Source organism: Spongiactinospora sp. 9N601 (assembly GCF_044326295.1).
GTDB lineage: Bacteria > Actinomycetota > Actinomycetes > Streptosporangiales > Streptosporangiaceae > Spongiactinospora > Spongiactinospora gelatinilytica.
In genome coordinates, this window is the sequence record NZ_JBIRBB010000013.1 from 257,891 (window position 1) to 274,556 (window position 16,666).

The 16,666-nt window shown below is 72.9% G+C and carries 15 protein-coding genes; 8 read left to right on the top strand and 7 right to left on the bottom strand.

The genetic code is table 11. The annotated features are described in order from the left end of the window. Window positions 1–173: 173 nt before the first annotated feature. Complete coding sequence (locus ACH34R_RS29830) at window positions 174–758, bottom strand: biotin transporter BioY (RefSeq protein WP_397564852.1); 585 nt, start codon at window positions 756–758, stop codon at window positions 174–176. A 131-nt stretch (window positions 759–889) separates the two neighbouring features. Here ACH34R_RS29830 and ACH34R_RS29835 point away from each other — a divergent pair, with 131 nt between their 5' ends. Next, on the top strand, window positions 890–1,828 hold the full coding sequence (locus tag ACH34R_RS29835; RefSeq protein ID WP_397564853.1) for an HpcH/HpaI aldolase/citrate lyase family protein: 939 nt from the start codon (window positions 890–892) through the stop codon (window positions 1,826–1,828). Between the two features lie 27 nt (window positions 1,829–1,855). On the opposite strand, the gene ACH34R_RS29840 is transcribed toward ACH34R_RS29835, so the two are convergent. Then, window positions 1,856–2,452, bottom strand: coding sequence for a DUF6529 family protein (locus ACH34R_RS29840; protein WP_397564854.1), 597 nt, complete (start codon window positions 2,450–2,452; stop codon window positions 1,856–1,858). Next, window positions 2,449–3,114: a hypothetical protein gene (locus tag ACH34R_RS29845; RefSeq protein WP_397564855.1), complete on the bottom strand. Its 666-nt coding sequence runs from the start codon at window positions 3,112–3,114 to the stop codon at window positions 2,449–2,451. Before ACH34R_RS29845 ends, ACH34R_RS29840 begins: the two co-directional genes overlap by 4 nt. A gap of 548 nt (window positions 3,115–3,662) precedes the next feature. Between ACH34R_RS29845 and ACH34R_RS29850 the strand changes: the two genes are divergently transcribed. Next, on the top strand, window positions 3,663–4,577 hold the full coding sequence (locus ACH34R_RS29850; RefSeq protein WP_397564856.1) for a type II CAAX prenyl endopeptidase Rce1 family protein: 915 nt from the start codon (window positions 3,663–3,665) through the stop codon (window positions 4,575–4,577). Between the two features lie 2,039 nt (window positions 4,578–6,616). Here ACH34R_RS29850 and ACH34R_RS29855 read toward each other — a convergent pair. After that, complete coding sequence (locus tag ACH34R_RS29855; protein ID WP_397564857.1) at window positions 6,617–6,820, bottom strand: hypothetical protein; 204 nt, start codon at window positions 6,818–6,820, stop codon at window positions 6,617–6,619. 477 nt (window positions 6,821–7,297) lie between these two features. Here ACH34R_RS29855 and ACH34R_RS29860 point away from each other — a divergent pair, with 477 nt between their 5' ends. Beyond that, on the top strand, window positions 7,298–9,658 hold the full coding sequence (locus ACH34R_RS29860) for a hypothetical protein (protein ID WP_397564858.1): 2,361 nt from the start codon (window positions 7,298–7,300) through the stop codon (window positions 9,656–9,658). On the opposite strand, the gene ACH34R_RS29865 is transcribed toward ACH34R_RS29860, so the two are convergent. Beyond that, window positions 9,627–10,043 carry an NUDIX hydrolase gene (locus ACH34R_RS29865; RefSeq protein WP_397564859.1) on the bottom strand — a complete coding sequence of 139 codons (417 nt, stop codon included), beginning with the start codon at window positions 10,041–10,043 and terminating at the stop codon, window positions 9,627–9,629. The genes ACH34R_RS29860 and ACH34R_RS29865 overlap by 32 nt on opposite strands. Window positions 10,044–10,117: 74 nt before the next feature. On the opposite strand from ACH34R_RS29865, the gene ACH34R_RS29870 reads away from it, so the two are divergent. From ACH34R_RS29870 to ACH34R_RS29880, 3 genes are all read left to right on the top strand, one after another. Beyond that, window positions 10,118–10,762, top strand: a complete 645-nt coding sequence (locus ACH34R_RS29870; protein WP_397564860.1) for a DUF6758 family protein — start codon at window positions 10,118–10,120, stop codon at window positions 10,760–10,762. A 93-nt stretch (window positions 10,763–10,855) separates the two neighbouring features. Further along, entirely contained in the window at window positions 10,856–11,572 is a 717-nt protein-coding gene (locus ACH34R_RS29875; RefSeq protein ID WP_397564861.1) for an MBL fold metallo-hydrolase, read from the top strand. Between the two features lie 494 nt (window positions 11,573–12,066). Continuing rightward, on the top strand, window positions 12,067–12,438 hold the full coding sequence (locus ACH34R_RS29880) for a hypothetical protein (protein WP_397564862.1): 372 nt from the start codon (window positions 12,067–12,069) through the stop codon (window positions 12,436–12,438). 6 nt (window positions 12,439–12,444) lie between these two features. On the opposite strand, the gene ACH34R_RS29885 is transcribed toward ACH34R_RS29880, so the two are convergent. Then, window positions 12,445–13,011, bottom strand: coding sequence for a redoxin domain-containing protein (locus ACH34R_RS29885; protein WP_397564863.1), 567 nt, complete (start codon window positions 13,009–13,011; stop codon window positions 12,445–12,447). Window positions 13,012–13,363: 352 nt separating this feature from the next. Between ACH34R_RS29885 and ACH34R_RS29890 the strand changes: the two genes are divergently transcribed. Continuing rightward, entirely contained in the window at window positions 13,364–14,830 is a 1,467-nt protein-coding gene (locus ACH34R_RS29890) for a catalase (protein WP_397564864.1), read from the top strand. Window positions 14,831–14,896: 66 nt separating this feature from the next. Here the strand turns inward: ACH34R_RS29890 and ACH34R_RS29895 are convergent, their stop codons facing one another. Then, a complete protein-coding gene (locus ACH34R_RS29895; RefSeq protein WP_111170741.1) occupies window positions 14,897–15,520 on the bottom strand; it encodes a MarR family winged helix-turn-helix transcriptional regulator in 624 nt (207 codons plus the stop codon). 217 nt (window positions 15,521–15,737) lie between these two features. Here ACH34R_RS29895 and ACH34R_RS29900 point away from each other — a divergent pair, with 217 nt between their 5' ends. Further along, window positions 15,738–16,628, top strand: a complete 891-nt coding sequence (locus tag ACH34R_RS29900; protein ID WP_397564897.1) for a RecB family exonuclease — start codon at window positions 15,738–15,740, stop codon at window positions 16,626–16,628. Window positions 16,629–16,666 lie beyond the last annotated feature (38 nt).

Sequence of the window (16,666 nt, forward strand, 5' to 3'; positions counted from 1 at the left end):
GTTGTGCGCGAAGCGGGACCTCCCGCTCCCCTAGAACTATGCCAGCACATCTGTTAAGCGCCGGTAAGAAGCGCTTTGCAGCTACTTTAGGGGCTTTGGAGCGATGCATCGGGACGCGCGGAACGGCGCTCCCTGGTGGGAGCGCCGTTCAGTGGCACCCGGCGTGGGGACGCTCAGTCGCGGTCGCCGCGGGCCATCCGCACCAGCTTCCACGTGCCCGGCAGCAGACCGGCCGCGGCCACCACCTTCAGCGCGTCGCCCAGCAGGAACGGCACCACGCCGGCCATGAGCGCCTTCGGAAGGTCCATGCCGGTGGCGACCATCAGCCACGGCACGCCCACCGTGTAGATCAGCAGCGTGCCGAGCGTGATCGTGCCCACCGTCCGCGCCACCGTACGGTCGCCGCCGCGCCGCGCCAGCGCGCCCGTCACCGCCGCGGCCAGCACGAAACCGGCCACATAGCCCAGCGTCGCGTTGCCGCCGTCCGGGGCGAACCACGGCACGCCCACCTGCCCGAGGACCAGGTACAGCGCCATCCCCAGCGCCGCCAGCACCGGCCCCAGCGCGGCGGCCGACAGCAGCACGGCGAACGTCTGCAGCGTCGCCGGGACCGGGGTGCCCGGCAGCGGGAAGCTCACCTGGGCGGCGACGCCGGTCAGCAGCGCCGCGCCGACGACCAGCGCGCCGTCACGCACCCGCGCCCCGGGGAGGAGGTCCGTGAGTACGGCGGGCCGCTGTACGCCCGAGAGGACAGCCATGTCTTAACTCCTCTAGATCGTTGGTTGACCTCCAATATCGGACATAGCACTCGAAGCTTGGTAGAGCGGGGTGGCCAAGAAAGCCGACCCGGCTTTGTGGCAAGCCCACTGCCGCCCGTTACGGTGTCCGCATGCGATCGCGACGTTCTTGCCTGTCCGTACCTGGAAGCAATCCCAGATTCCTGGAGAAGGCCCAGGGCCTCGACGTGGACGAGGCTCTCCTGGACCTTGAGGACTCCGTGGCGCCCGCCGCCAAGGAGGCGGCCCGGCGCAACATCGTGGCCGCGCTGCGCGAGGGCGACTGGTCGGGCAAGGTACGCGCGGTCCGGGTGAACGACCTGGCCACGCCGTGGACCTACCGCGACGTGATCGACGTCGTGGAGGGCGCGGGCGAGGCGGTCGACTCCCTGATCCTGCCCAAGGTCCAAGACCCCTCGCAGGTGCGGTGGCTGGACACCCTGCTCACCCAGATCGAGCTGGCCAACGGCCTGGAAGTGGGCCGGATCGGCATCGAGGCGCAGATCGAGGACGCCAAGGCGCTGGTCAACGTGAACGCCATCGCGGGCGCCTCGCCCCGGCTGGAGGCCCTGGTGTTCGGCCCGGCCGACTTCATGGCGTCCATCAACATGCGGACCCTCGTGGTCGGCGAGCAGCCGCCCGGCTACACCGAGGGCGACGCCTACCACTACACGCTGATGCGGATCCTGATGGCCGCCAGGATGTACGACCTCCAGGCCATCGACGGCCCCTACCTCCAGATCAAGGACGTGGACGGCTTCCGCCGCGTCGCGGGCCGGTCCGCCGCGCTCGGCTTCGACGGCAAGTGGGTGCTGCACCCCGCGCAGGTCGACGCGGCGAACGAGATCTTCTCGCCCACCCAGGAGGACTACGACCACGCCGAGCTGATCCTGGACGCCTACGAGCACGCCACGACCGTCGAGCGACGCGGCGCGATCATGCTCGGCGACGAGATGGTGGACGAGGCGTCGCGGAAGATGGCCCTGGTGGTGGTCGCCAAGGGCCGCGCCGCGGGGCTGCTGCGGACCACCACCTTCACGCCGCCTGCGTAGTCGTTCTCCCAGGCGTCCGCCGATCGTTCACAAGCGTACGCCGATCGCGGTGAAGAACCACAGCGACGAGGTCAGCCAGAGCCCCACCAGCGCGGTGAACGCCAGCCCGCCCAGCATGGGCAGGCCCCAGCCCGGCAGGCCGCGCCGGGGCAGGGCGAGCATCTTGGCGACGAACACGCCGTAGAAGAAGCAGCCGAGCAGTGAGTGGACCAGGACGCGGGCGACGTCGTACTGGAGGCCGAGGGCGTACAGGCAGTGGAAGGCCACGGGGATGGTGAGCAGGAACGCCGCCCTGCCCGACCACCGGTGCAGGCCCCCGATCCAGGCGGGCGGCCGGGGGACGGGAAGCCTGCCGTACATCACGAGCGCGGACCCCACCTGCACGAACGCCAGCAGGAACGCCCCGGTGGTCAGCCACGCCTTCATCGCCAGCGGGCCGGAGAACCCGGCGGGGCCCACCGCGAACCCGGTCGGTGCGTGGACCCGCCCATAGATGCCCAGCGCGACCGCCATCAGGGCCCCGGCCAGCAACGGGCCCACCAGCTTGGTCGCGCTTGATGACGGGCGGGTGAGGAGGACGGTGTGGGGGCTGGTCGGCTCTCCGGTGTGGTCGTCGCCGGTCATGGCATCTCTCCGATGAACTCGTCCACGTCCTTGGCGTCCACCTGGGCGCCGTCGATGGTGGGGTCGGTGCCCGGGGTGAGGGCCGGCACGGCGACCGGCTGTTCGCCGCGCTTGGCGAAGCCGGTCTGTGTGCCGTCGGCGAGCACGATCCAGCCGGCCTTGAGCCGGGCGCCCCGCACGATCGCGCTCGCCCGGTAGAGGCCGGAGGGCTTCTTGGCGGTCGGCGCGGTGAAGTCCCAGCTCTTGCGGCCGATGCGCAGCCCGCCCACCGCGCGGTTTCCGTCCAGCCGGGCCGACACCGAGGAGCCGCCGAAGCCCTTCAGCCTCACTTCGCCGTCCTTGGCCCTGCCCGCGAACCACGCCTCCGTCCTGCCGTCGCAGAAGTAGCCGATCACCTTGCCGTTCCGGACGGAGATGGCGATCAGCCCTCCTTGCTCCTTGACCCGCCCGGCGTAGTCCGCGCGCACCGGCGCCGGCCTGCCGGTTTTGACCGCTGTGGGCGGGGGAGGGCTCACCTGAGTGGTGGCCTCCGCGCCGGCCTGCGCCGCGCCTCCGGCATCGGTCGAATTCGCCGAAGACGCGGCGGAGACGCTGAGGACGCCTAGTGCGACGGCGACGATCCCCCCGGCCGCCAGCGTCAACGCTGGTCCCAGCCTTGGCATGACTCTTCTCCCCGAGGAGTTGTGGATGTTCCTGCTACGAGGGTCGGCGTTATCCACAGGCGCGTCTGTGAAGAAATGCGCACAGCGACCGGCGAGGAAGAATGGAAGACATGCGCGAAGAAGATCGTCCCGACGCTCGCCACCCCACCCCGCCCGCAGAGCCCCCGGACGCCCCTTCGCCCCCCACCGCCCCCGCACCGCCGGAAGAGGGGGCACCCGCCCCCTCCGCCCCGCCGAGCGGCAACACGGCGTCCGCGCCTCCTGGCCCTGTGTCGCACTCCGCCGAGTCCTCGCCGGGGGAAGACGGTCGCGTCGGTCCATCCGGCTCTGGTTCTGACTCACCGCCGGAGGGTCCGCGTCCTGGCGCGGGCGTGTATCCGGGGGCGGGGCCGTACGGGCCTCCAGGTGGGCAGCCCGGGTCCGGGCACGGGTACGGGGCTTCAGGCGGGCCGTACGTGGGGTACGGGCCCGCTGAGGCGGGGGTGCCGCCCTACCCGTACGGCACGGCACCACCCCCGCAGCCGTGGACGCGGGGTCCTGAGCCCGGTGTGACCTATGACCAGATGGCCCGCACCCCCATGCACCGCTGGTGGCGGCCGGTGCTCGGCACCGTGGTGGTCGCGGCCGGTTATCTCCTGGTCAGCCTCATCGTGTTGCTCGGCGGCATGCTCTTCGCCGTCATGGCGGGCGTCGAGATCTCGATGACCGGCGCGATCCCGTTCGCCGACCCGGTGCTCGGCCTCGCGGTGATGCTGCTGTCCATCGCCGCCGCCCTGCCGGTGGTGTTCGGCGCGGCCTGGCTGATCCAGCGACGCCCGCCCGGCACGCTGTCCTCGGTGCTGGGCCGGTTGCGCTGGGGCTGGATGCTGTTGTGCGTGCCGGTCGCGCTCGGCGCGGGCGTGCTCGGGCACCTCACCGCGTCCATCGTCTTCGGCCTGACCGGCGGGGAGATGCCCGCCGGCATCGGCTGGGCCGGATGGGACACCTTCATCTCCGGGCTGGCCGTGACGCTGATCCTGGTACCGATCCAGGCCGCCAGCGAGGAATACCTGTTCCGAGGGTGGTTGATCCAGGCGTTCGGCGCCTTCCTGCGTACCCCCTGGCCGGGCATCGTGCTCGGCTCGGCCGGGTTCGCGGCGCTGCACAGGTACACCGGCTGGGGCATCGTCGACGTGTTCGCCTTCGGTGTGGTCGCGGGCTGGCTGGCCGTGCGCACGGGCGGGCTGGAGGCCCCCATCGCGTTGCACGTGGTCAACAACGTGCTGGGGCTGGGGATCAGCTCCGCCTCCGGCGACCTGGAGGGGGCGCTGGAGCAGGGGGCCGTGGCCTGGCAGGCGCTCGCGTCCAGCGCGGTACAGCTCACCGTCTTCGTCGTCGTGGTGCTGCTGCTCGCGCGCCGGCGAGGGGTCGAGACGACGACGCCGGGCCGGGAGGTGTCACCGCCGCTGCCGATTAATACCTGACAAAGAGCTACAAAACACATTAAAAGCCACGGGCCATAAAAAAATCTGACTAGAGAGGTCTCGCCAGAGCGGGCGTGTCGTGTTGCCCTGGTGTGTGCGGAGCACCGCGTACGGCGGGCCGGTGATCGGGAGGTGATCGTCAAAGCGGACCGTGGTTCGGCCGAGGACGCCGGATATCCCGTGCCGTCCGGGATTTCGGGAGCGGACCGGTGGAACGGTCCGTGTGTGATACTCCGGCCTGGGAAGGGATTGGCGACGTCGCCAGGTTTGGGAGAGACGAACGTGCGAGCCCCGACGAGGAGGTGCTGAGCGTGGCTTCGGGCCCCCACGACCCGCGCTCGCCGATGGACGACGACGGCGCGCCCGAAGAGGCGATTCCGGGCCGCCCGGATGCCGGGCCGCACCCGCCGCCCGCCCTCCGGCACTCGCCTCCGGGTCCGTCCGAAGAGAAGACCACGGGTGTGCCGCTCGCCTCGCCGTGGGTGATGCCGCCCTTCTCCGCGCCGACCCCCGAGGACTCGCCGTCCATCGAGCCCCGGCAGCCGCGCCGCCGCCCGTACGCGCCGCCGTACGGCCGGCGCGCCCGCCACGCGAGCGGAGACGCCCCGGACGCCGCCCAGAACGCCCCTGCGGGAGGAGAAGGCGCCTCCCCGCCAGTGAGCCACCCCCAGGACGCCGAGCCGTCCCACGGCCCCACAGAGCCCCCCAACCCGGCCCCCGCCGATTTACCTCACCCCCCGGATCCCCCTGCCTCACACCCGGTGTGGAGCAGCCCGGACCACCCCCACCCCCCGGACCCCGAGGCCCCCCGGCCCTCTGGTGGGGTGGGTTTGCCGTGGGGCCGGGGGCCTGGCGAGCCGTATTCGCCCTGGGGTGAGAGTGTTCCTGAACGAGGCGGACCTGCGCCCGAGTCGGGTGAGGTGAGTTCGCCCTGGGGTGAGGGTGTACCGGGACCGGACGACAGACCGGGGTCCGCGCGGGGTGCGGGACCAAGCGGGCCGCATTCGCCCTGGGATGGCAGCCCCGGTGGACCGGGGGAGCCTGGCGGTGGGGCGCGTCCCCTGTGGGGCGGAGGTGTCCTCGGGCCGGATGACGACTCTGGCGGACCGGGATCCCGGCAGGGTGGGACGGATCGGCCAAGGCGACTGGATGCCGGTGGCCCGGACGAGGGGTTCGGCGGCTCGCCCCCGCCGGGGCGTACAGCGGCCGGTCGGGGGCCTGGTGGGGTGGGTTCGTCTTGGGATGAGGGTGTCCCTGGGGCGGAATCTCGTGATTTTGGGGAGCCGGGGCGTGGTGCCGATGGTCCTGGCGGTTCGCGTACGTCGGGGGCAGGGGCTGATGCGGGCTCCGGTGGTTCGCCGTGGGGTGAGGGTGTCCCTGGGGCGGATCGGCCGTGGCGTCCGGATGCCGCTGGGGGGCGTCCCGCATGGGCGGCGGGGGATGTTGGACCTGGTGGTTCGTCCTCGTCTGACGCTGGGGCGGCGGCGGAGCTTGAGGAGGGGCCTTCTTCGTGGGGGGCCGGTGCGGGGGAGGAGGCCGGCGGGGAGCCGCCGCCGAGGCGGGTGGCCAGGCCGGACAAGCTGGTCGCCACCGGGCCGCCGCGTAAGCCGTCCAAGCGTCCGGCGAAGGACCCTTCCGCCCGGCCGCACGCGGGGCGCGCACCGTACGGGCCTCCGGCGGGCGCGGGCTCCGGCGGGCGTCCGGAGGAGAGCGCGGACACCAAGCCTTACCCGCGACCGGCGGGACTGCCCATAACGGCGCGGCAGGAGCGGACACCGGGCGAGCCGGAATCCCCGGCGAGTGAGCGGAACGAACCCGCGCAGCCGGCCCTGAGCTGGGGCGAAGCGCCACCGAACCTGACACCCCCTCCGGCAGCGGCGGCCGACCAGAGCGGTACGCAGCCCCCGCCGACGGATCCGGACGAGACGGTTCACCACCTGGGGCGTCCCCCGGGCGGTAGACCGGCACGCCCCGACCGCTTGGTGGCCCGCGGCCCCGCCCGCGAGCAGACCCCAAGGCCCACCCCCGGGTCTCCCGGGTCAGAAGGCGGCCGAAGCGCGCCCCGGCCGGACGTCGGCCAAGGAGAAGCCTGGGCCGGTGGCCTTGCGCCGAGCGACCCGGAGGCGGGCCGAGGCGACGCGCGGACCGGTCGAGACGGCGTGCCGTCCGGTGAACCTACGCCTGGCGGTCACGATGAGGCGCGGGCCGGTCTGGGTGGCGTGCTGTCCGGTGAACGTACGCAAGGGGGTCAAGGCGCGGGACAGGGGTCCGGGTGGCCCGGTGATCGCCCGGACAGCGGCCCAGGCGGCACGCCTGAGGATCGAGAGCCGGAGAGCGGGTGGCCCGGCGGACGGCCTGAGGGCGGCCGGGGCGCCTCGGCCGGTGATCATGCTGAGGGTGCGCGGGGTGAGTCGTGGCCCGGCGGGCGGCCTGAGGGTGGCCGGGGCACCTCAGCCGGTGATCATGCTGAGGGCGGTCGGCGTAGGGGCTCGGTCGGTGATCAGGGTGAGGGTGTCCGGGGTGAGTCGTGGCCCGGCGGGCGGCCTGAGGGTGGCCGGGGCGCCTCGGTCGGTGATCAGGGTGAGGGTGCGCGGGGTGAGTCGTGGCCTGGTGGGCGTTCTGGGGGTGGCCGGGGCGGGGCCTCGGTTGGTGATCAGGGAGAGAGTGGTCGAGGTGAGGGGGAGAGTCGTGGGCGGGAGTTGGGGGTGGCGCCGTCGGCGATGCGGCGGTCGACCCCCGTACGGCGGCGGCGGGGTGGGCGGCTGCTCGCGCCGCTGTTGGTGATCGTCGTGCTGCTGGCCGCCGCAGGCGGTGGCCTGGTGGTGTGGCGGTGGGCGACGAGTCCGGTCGGGTCCGGGTTGTTGCTGGCCGACGGTGACGGCGGGTCGGGCGACGACGCGTTCGCCGTACCCGCCGGAGGGACCGGGGCCAGTCAGGTGCTCAACGCCGTGACCTCGGTCGGCGACACCATCGTGGCGGCGGGCAGTGACACCACCAGCCCCGTGCCGCGCCCCCTGTTCCTGATGTCCCGCGACGGCGGCAAGAGCTGGCAGCTCGGCAACGTCACCGGCCAGGGCGGGCAGGAGCCCGGTCCGACGACCGTGGGCGGCGTGGCGGGCGGCGACGGGCTGTGGCTGGCGGTCGGCGACACGCAGGGCTACCCGGCCGGCGGCGGCGACGCGACGGCCGACAGGGGCGTGTGGACCAGCACCGACGGCTTCTCCTGGGAGGCCGTGGAGGCGGCCGGGCTGGCCGAGTTCCGGGGCGGTGACCGGATCGCCGACATCGCGCGTACCGGCTCGGGGTTCGTGGCGGTCGGCGCGACCGTGCTCGACGACGGTACGGCGGGCCCCGCCGCCTGGCTGTCACCCGACGGCCGGTCCTGGGAGCGGGTGTCCGGCGCGGAGCTGGGCGGACCGAAGGACGTACGCGGCGTCAAGGCGGTGGTCGCCAGGGGCGACGACGTCGTGGCGCTGGCCGACGCCCCCTCCGGCGGCACCGGGTCGGTGGTACTGCGCTCCGCGGACGGCGGGCGCACCTGGCAACGCGCCGGTTCCCCGCTCGCCGGGGTGACCCCGCGCCCCGGTGCGCTCGCGGCGGTCGGCGACGGGTTCGTGGCGGTGCCCACCAGGCATCGCGACGACGCCGGTGACGTACGGGTCCACTGCTCAGCCGACGGCGCGAGCTGGGAGCGCTGCGGCTCCATCGGCGGGCTGCCGCGCGACAGTACCGGGGTGACCGGCCTGGCCGCCTCGGCGGCGGGCGTGGCGGCGGTGGCCCAGGCGGGCTGGGACCGCTACGCCGTCTACACCAGCAAGGACGGCCGGAGCTGGGCCAAGGGCACCGACCTCGGCGAGGTGCCCGGCACGCTGCGGGCGCTCAGCATCTCCGACGCGGGCACGCTGGTGGTCGGCGGCGACCGGCGTACTCCGGCCGACGTGGGCAACCAGCTCGTGCTGATGACCGCCGCCAAGGGCCAGGCGGCCCAGCCGGTCGCGCTCGGCGACATCGCGGGCCTGACCCGGGTGGCCAGGGAGACCAGCGGCATGGCCGCCGCCAATGGCGCGTTCGTGACGGTCGGCGCGGCGGCCGGCGACGCCGCCATCTGGACCAGCGGCGACGGCCGCGCCTGGACCCGCGCGGGCCCGCCGGAGATCCTGGGCGGGGCGCAGCGCCAGGCGCTGAGCGACGTGACGCACGGCCGTAAGGGCTGGATCGCGGTCGGCCGCGCGATGAGCGACGCGTCCTCCACCGAGCCGCTGGTGGTCACCTCGGCCGACGGCGGTTCCTGGCGCAGGGTCCCGATGACCGAGGGGCTCACGCCCGCGCAGGGCCACTACTTCACCGCCCCGCACGCGGTCGCCGCCTCCTCGGCCACGTCGGGCGAGGGCGCGGGATACGTCCTGGCCGGCGAGGACCGCGGCCCGGCGGGTGTGACGCCGGTGCTCTGGTTCAGTTCCGACCTGCGCAGGTACACCCGTTCGGCCAAACTCCCCGCGGGCGGCGCGGGGGTGCGCATCCACGACGTGGCGGCCACGGCGGAGGGCTACGTGGCGGTGGGCGGCGCGGGCGCGGCGCGGCACGAGAGCGGTGTGGTGTGGGTGTCGTCCGACGGGCTCAACTGGACCGCGCTCAAGCGGCTGACGCCGCCGGAGGCGTCGTCGGCCGGGCTGCGGCACGTGGTCGCGGCGGGCGGGCGGATCGTGGCCGTCGGCGAGGCCAGCGTGAACGGCACGACGCGCGTGTTCGCCGCCATGTCCGCCGACAACGGCTCGTCCTGGGAGTACGGCTGGCTGCCCGCCGACCAGGCCGCCGCCGTGACGGACCTGGCCGAGACCGACGGCGGCATCGTCGCGGTCGGCAGCCACGGGCCCTCGGCGGAGAGCGACAGCGCCGCCTGGACCTCCCAGAACGGCCTGACCTGGCAGCGCCAGACCCTCACCCAGGAGGGCCTGGGCGGGTCGGGCGCGCAGTGGCTCACCGCGGTGGCGGTCTCCGGTGGCGACGTGGCCGCGGTCGGCCGCTCGACCACCTACAGCGCCGACCACCTCACCCTGTGGCGGACGAACGTCCACCAATGAGCCCCCATTCGCGCAGCGCGTCCAGGACGCCGGGCGACATGGGGAGGCGGTCCAGCTCGGGTACCGGCACCCAGCGGGCGTCGGCCGCGTCGTCGCCCGCCGTGAGAGCGGTGTCACCGGCGGGGGCGGCGAGGTAGTCGCGGATCACGTAGACGACGCCGGGGCCGCCGGGGCGTTCGACCGTGCCCGCGAGCCGTACGACGGAGACGCGCAACCCGGTCTCCTCCAGCAGTTCGCGGACCACCGCCCGCTGGTCGGACTCGCCGGGCTCGACCCGGCCGCCCGGCAGGGACCACAGGCCCTCGCCCGGCGGGTGGCCGCGCCGGATGAGGAGCAGCCGCCCGTCGTCGTCGAAGACGACGGCCCCCACGCAGTTCACCCGCATATGTGCAAGGTTACGGCTCGATCATTGACCCGGCCCTTGACTAATGGGGCAGAGAGCGCGCAGCGTGAGAAAACGTGAGAACCGCTCCGATATGTCCACGTTGTCATGGAAGCCTGCGGGCGCCGAGCGCGTGGTCCAGCGCGTGGCGGTGCCCCGAACACGGGGACGTGCTGCCGCTGCGACCACCCCGGCATCCCGCCCCCGCCGCACTGGAAGCGGTGCGCAAGATCGCCAGAGTGCCCGTGTGGCTGCCCTGGCCGCTGCCGCCCGGCTGGCTGGTGACCGGGTTCGCCGAGGCGGGCGACGAGCGTACCGGCACCCGGGCGAGCGTCACCGCGCTGTCCGGCCCGTCGGTCACCCACGGCCCGGCCGACCTGCTAGTCGTGGCCGAGGAGCCGGGCGCCGGAGTGGGGGCGGGGTTCGCCGGGCTGGGCGGCCCCGACCCGGGGGAGGGCTTCGGCGCGGGACCGCCGAATGCCAAGATCGACATCCGGGGCCACCCCGCCTCGCTGTGGTGTGTGCAGGCCGCCCCCGACCGGGCCGTCTACGCCGGGGAGGCGCTGGGGAACTGGCTGTGGACGATCTTCTGGCCCGCGGAGTCCGGGTGCCTGATCGCGCTCGCCGAGCTGAGCCTGCGCGACCTGCGGGAAAACGACCAGGACCTGGATCTGCCGTACGGGGCGCTCTCGCCGAGGCTGCCGGACGGCGACGCGAGCTGATTTCGCGAGCTGATTTCGCGAACCGCCCGTGAATTACCCACGAGCCTCGCCGAACGCTGTGTTCTCTCATCCGGACGGGATAGGGTCTCCCCCGTGACAGCGCGTATCGAGAAAGTGGTGACCGAAGGCGTCGTCGACGTCGACGGTGTCGAGCACAAGGTGGCGAACAACACCTACATCCTGGGTGACGACGACGAGGTCATCGTCATCGATCCCGCGCGCGACGCGGACAAGATCATGGAGAAGGTGGGCGAGCGCGACGTGCTCGCCGTCGTGTGCACCCACGGGCTCGCCGACCACGTCGGCGCGGCCATCGAGGTGGCGTCCCGCGACGAGGCGGTGGTCGCCCTGCACCCGAAGGACCGCAGGCTGTGGCGGGAGACCTGGACGGAGACCTGGCCCGACATCGACATGGAGGACGAGGGCCTGTTCGGGGTGGCCGACGTCCGCCTGGAGGTCATCGCCACGCCGGGCATCACCCAGGGCGGCGTGTCGCTGCTGTGCGAGGAGCTGGGCGTGATCTTCAGCGGCAAGACCCTCCAGGCCGACGGGCCGGGCAGGCTGGGCGGCGAGTACCCGGCGCTGGCCGACCAGCTCACCGCGATCGGCGAGCGGCTGTTCACCCTGCCGCACGCCACGCGGGTGCTGCCGGCGCACGGTGAGGAGACCACGATCGGCGACCAGGAGCGTCACTTCGACGACTGGATCTCCGGCTCGCTGACCGCACAGGACACCCCGCCGGCCGCCGAGTCGCCGCTGCCCGACGGCAGGTCCGTCTCCGGCATCCGCCTCAACCTCGGCGACGACTGACCGGGTCCTGAGCCGGAAGGTCGGTCCGCGCTCTCGAAGGTGCGGAAGTGGTCCGCGGCGAAGTCGCGAAAGCGACCGGCCGCCGCGGACAGATAGGCGTCGCGCCGCCACACCATGCTCAGCGTGCGCCGGGTCTCGGGTGCTCCAGGCGTACCCACGCGACCGGCGCGTGCGGGGCGGCCCGCAGTGAATTGATCGCGATATTGGTCTTTGTTGGCATAAGTGGTGCGTCCCTAGCGTCGGAGCCATGGACGCGACGCTCCTCGCCCGCCTCCAGTTCGCGGGCACCACGGGGATCCACTGGATCTTCGCGCTCCTCACCCTCGGCCTGGCGCCGCTGGTCGCGGTCATGCACAGAGGCCGGGCCGAACCGCCAGCTCGTCCAGCTCGCCTGCGCCGCCGTGTCCGCCGGTCTGGTACTGCTGGCCGCCCTCGCGGTGCCGCCGCGAGCACGGCCGCCGGGCTCGTGACCGGCGCGGCCGGTCGCGCCCCTGGTGCTCGTCCCGGTGGCCGCGGTCGCGCTCGCCCTCGGGCCCGCCGTACCGGCCCTGGCCAGGGGCAGGACCGGTACGGCCTTCGCCGCGACCGCGACCGCGACGGCCGCCGCACTGCCGGTCCTCGTGCTCGCCGCCGCCCCGCACCCCTACGTGCCGGCCTCCACGGTGGATCCCCGGTACGGCATGACCATGGCCCAGGCGGTGGCGGACGAGGCGACGCTGTGGCCGCTGACGGCGTTCGCGGTCGTGGTGGTCCCGCTCATGCTCGCCTACCGGGTCCGGACCTGGCGGTCCTACCGCGGCCGGGTGGGCGCGAGCGACGCGCCCGTGCGGCTCACCTCCGGCCCGCGCGCGGCCGAACGGCGTTGACGGGTCTCACGCGCACTCGCCGTCCACCGGGCAGGCGGACGTCGGCGCGGAAGCCGCGGAGACCGGCCGGGACGCCGCCTCCCGGCCGTCCGCGTCGAGCAGCCGGGTGACCGCCGCGGCGAGGGTCATGTCGTCCACCACGCCGAACTGGTGCCCGCGCAGGTTGCCCTCGCGGTCGATGAGCACGGTGGACGGGGTGCCGCGCATCCGGTACCGGCCGAAGGTGACCGGCGTCGGGTTGTCGCCCTGGTGCGCGTCGACCGCGACCGGGAAGCCGATCCGGTACTCGTACAGGAACGCCTTGAGGCTGGGCGGGGTCATGGCCTCGTGGTGCTCGAACACGCTGTGCAGGCCGATCACGGCGAGCTCGTCGCCGAAGGTCTGCCTCAGCCGGGCGACCTGGGGCAGGCCGTGGGCCACGCACCCCGGGCAGAGCATCTGGAACGCCTCCAGGACCACCACCCGGCCGCGCAGGGCGGCGAGGTCCAGCGGGTCGCTGTTGAACCATTGGGTCGTCGTCCACGGCGGTGCCGCGGTGACAGGGGTGGACGGAGGAGAGGCGACGATCGACACGGTTGCTCCTTAGTGCTTGTTGTGCCGTCTCCGAGGGACATGCCACACTATAGCTAGGAGTCCTACCTACTTTCGATAGCGCAACCACCGGCTCAGAGATCCGGAGAACTCGAACCGCCTACCGAGGATGACCGCCTTGTCGCGCGCCGTGGCCGCGCGGCGATGACCCGCCTCGAATGCGCGCGCGGTTCAGGGGCCTGCATGCGATCCGCCCGCTTGCCGGGCTACCGTAGCGACCAGGCCGATGTGCCATGCCGAAGGCTCTGCCCGGCACGGCACTCCGGCCCCGCGACCGCCGTCAGACCCGCAAGATCCAAAAGATCCACACGATTCGACGAGTGAAAGAGTGACGATGACGTTCGAGGACAATACCGAACCTCTGACCACGGCAGCAGGGGCTCCGGTCGCCGACAACCAGAACAGCCTGACCGCCGGGCCGCGTGGGCCGGTGCTGCTCCAGGACCTCTGGTTGCTGGAGAAGCTCGCCCACTTCGATCGCGAGGTCATCCCGGAACGGCGCATGCATGCCAAGGGCTCCGGCGCCTTCGGCAGGTTCACCGTGACCCACGACATCACCCGCTACACCAGTGCCGCCCTGTTCGCCGAGGTCGGCAATTCGTGCGAGACGTTCACGCGGTTCTCCACCGTGGCCGGTGAGCGCGGCGCGGCCGACGCCGAGCGCGACATCCGCGGCTTCGCCACCCGTTTTTACACCACCCAGGGCAACTGGGACCTGGTGGGCAACAACACGCCGGTCTTCTTCTTCCGTGATCCGCTGAAGTTCCCCGACCTGAACCGCGCCGTCAAGCGCGACCCCAGGACGAACATGCGCGATCCGGAGAACAACTGGGGCTTTTGGACCAACCTTCCGGAGACCCTGCTCCAGGTCACGATCATCATGAGCGACCGTGGCATTCCGAAGTCCTATCGCCACATGCACGGCTTCGGCTCGCACACGTTCAGCATGATCAACGCCGCCGGCGAGCGTAACTGGGTGAAGTTCCACTGGCGCACCCAGCAGGGCATCGAGAACCTCACCGACGCCGAGGCCGCCGCGATCATCGGCGAGGACCGCGAGTCGCACCAGCGCGACCTGTACGAGGCCATCGAGAGCGGCGACTTCCCCAAGTGGAAGCTCTACATCCAGGTCATGCCGGAGGCCGACGCCGCGACCTACCGGTTCCACCCCTTCGACCTCACCAAGGTCTGGAGCAAGGCCGACTACCCGCTCATCGAGGTCGGCGAGCTGGAGCTGAACCGCAACCCTGAGAACTACTTCGCCGACGTCGAGCAGGCGGCGTTCACGCCGGCCAACGTCGTCCCCGGCATCTCCTTCAGCCCCGACAGGATGCTTCAGGGCCGGTTGTTCTCCTACGGTGACGCCGCCCGCTACCGGGTCGGTGTCAACCACCACCAGATCCCGGTGAACTACCCGCGGGCCGCCGGGCTGGTCAACACCTACCACCGCGACGGCACGATGCGCGTGGACGGCAACCAGGGCAGCGTGCCCGGCATCGAGCCGAACAACTTCGGCCGGTGGCGGGAGCAGCCCGCGTACGCCGAACCGGCGCAGGCGCTCGCCGGCGCCGCCGACCGGTACGACTTCCGGGCCGACGACGACAACTACTTCCAGCAGCCCGGCGACCTGTTCCGCCTGATGAACGCCGAGCAGCGCCAGGCGCTGTTCGACAACACCGCGCGGCAGATCAAGGGCGCCCGCAAGGAGACCGTCGAGCGGCACATCGCCAACTGCACCCAGGCCGACCCCGAGTACGGCGCGGGCGTGCGCAAGGCGTGCGAGGCCATCGGCGCGATCTGACCGGCGGCGGCCCCGGCGACCCCGGCGGCCCGGTGAAACGGGCCGCCGGGCGAGCCCGCCACGCGCTCAGGCGCTCGCGGCGGCCGGCCGGTGCTCGGGGCAGTCGGTCTGCAGGTCCGTCAGCGCCAGCGGCGCTTTCAGCAGATGGCAGTGATGCGGCGCGGCCGGGTCGGCGTGCTCGTCACGGCCGAAGAACCGGCAGGTCGTGCACATCCGCGCGACGCTCACCACGCCGCGGCGCTGAAGGTCGCCGATCACATGCAGCAGGGTGTGCAGCGCCGCCGCGCGGTCGGCGACCGGCAGCGCGGCCAGCGCCGCCAGCAACGGCCCGTCCCAGGGCGCCAGCTCGCCCGCGACCGTCTCGCCCGCCTCGGTCAGGCTCAGCACACGCCGGCGGCCGTCGAGCCCCGGTGAACGCGACACCAGCCCCTTGCGCTCCAGCGCCGTGACGGCGTCGGACATCGTCGGCGTGGTGACATCGAACTCCGCGGCGAGCGCGCTCACCTCTCTGCGCGCCCCGGACTGCCGGGACAGCGCGAGCACGGCCTGCTGCTGGAGCGGGGTCAGGCCGTGTCCGCGGGCGCTGCGCTGGGCGAGCGAACGCATGCCGTGTCCGAGCCGCTCAAGGGCGTCGGCCAGCCGCCGGTCCAGATCCGCCGTGCCTCCGGGGTCGGTCACGTGCTCCGTCATGCAACCTGCCTCGAAAGGGTAGGACTCCTAATTAGACCTATGCTACGCGGCATCCCGGGATGTGCCCACCTGATCATCCTTCGCGGAGGTTCCGTTCGGGCCGATCGTGTCGGTGGCGGCCGGTAACGTGAGGCCGGTGAAGATCGGGTCGGGCGGCTCTGGCGGCTCGGGAGACTCTGGCGGTTCTGGCGGCGGAAGGCGGTCTGTGGTGGAGCAAATGGGGCTCGACGGGATGCCGCGCCGGCTCTACTCCTGCACGCCCTCGCGGCTCAACAGCTGGCTCGACTGCCGGCGTCGCTACCGGTTCACCTACCTCGACCGGCCGTCCCCGCAGAAGGGGCCGCCCTGGGCGCACAACAGCGTGGGGGCCAGCGTCCACAACGCGCTGGCCGCCTGGTGGCGCGAGCCGTACGACCGGCGCACTCCGGCGATGGCCGGCGTGCTGCTGGGCAACGCCTGGATCACCGAGGGGTTTCGCGACCAGGAGCAGTCCACCGCCTGGCGCGACCGCGCCCGGCACATGGTGACCGGCTACACCGCGACCCTCGACCCCGCCCACGACCCGATCGGCGTCGAGCGCACGGTCGCCACCCGCACCGCCGCGATGGCCCTGTCCGGCCGGGTCGACCGGATCGACCAGCGCGGCGACGAGCTGGTCATCGTCGACTACAAGACCGGCCGCCGCCCGCTCGACACCGACGACGCGCGTTCCTCGCTCGCCTTGGCCGTCTACGCCGTGGCCGCGGCGCGGGTCATGCGCCGCCCGTGCCACCGGGTCGAGCTGCACCACCTGCCCACCGCCTCGATCGTGGAGTGGGAGCACACCGACGAGTCGCTGGCCCGGCACATCGGCCGGGCCGACGAGATCGCCATCGAGGCGGCGGCGGCCGACGAGCGCTACCGGGCCTGGTCCGCCACCATGCCCCGGGCGCGGGGTCGGGGCGACGCCGGGCCGCGCACGCCCCCGGAGGTGCCCGGCGAGATCGCCGAACTGTTCCCGGCGACCCCCGGCCCGCTGTGCGGGTGGTGCGACTTCCGCCGCCACTGCCCCGAGGGCCAGACGGCCTCCACCCCCCGCCAACCCTGGGACGGCCTGGCCGACGACTGACCCGACACCATCCCCCAGCGGTTGCGGTGCGTGTCACC

What these genes read in the sequence shown, in the direction of transcription:
- ACH34R_RS29900 (WP_397564897.1), top strand. Translation starts at nt 15,738, where the DNA reads ATGGGGCTCGACGGGATGCCGCGCCGGCTCTACTCCTGCACGCCCTCG.
- ACH34R_RS29895 (WP_111170741.1), bottom strand. Translation starts at nt 15,520, where the DNA reads ATGACGGAGCACGTGACCGACCCCGGAGGCACGGCGGATCTGGACCGG.
- ACH34R_RS29845 (WP_397564855.1), bottom strand. Translation starts at nt 3,114, where the DNA reads ATGCCAAGGCTGGGACCAGCGTTGACGCTGGCGGCCGGGGGGATCGTC.
- ACH34R_RS29890 (WP_397564864.1), top strand. Translation starts at nt 13,364, where the DNA reads ATGACGTTCGAGGACAATACCGAACCTCTGACCACGGCAGCAGGGGCT.
- ACH34R_RS29830 (WP_397564852.1), bottom strand. Translation starts at nt 758, where the DNA reads ATGGCTGTCCTCTCGGGCGTACAGCGGCCCGCCGTACTCACGGACCTC.
- ACH34R_RS29865 (WP_397564859.1), bottom strand. Translation starts at nt 10,043, where the DNA reads ATGCGGGTGAACTGCGTGGGGGCCGTCGTCTTCGACGACGACGGGCGG.
- ACH34R_RS29840 (WP_397564854.1), bottom strand. Translation starts at nt 2,452, where the DNA reads ATGACCGGCGACGACCACACCGGAGAGCCGACCAGCCCCCACACCGTC.
- ACH34R_RS29835 (WP_397564853.1), top strand. Translation starts at nt 890, where the DNA reads ATGCGATCGCGACGTTCTTGCCTGTCCGTACCTGGAAGCAATCCCAGA.
- ACH34R_RS29860 (WP_397564858.1), top strand. Translation starts at nt 7,298, where the DNA reads ATGCGGCGGTCGACCCCCGTACGGCGGCGGCGGGGTGGGCGGCTGCTC.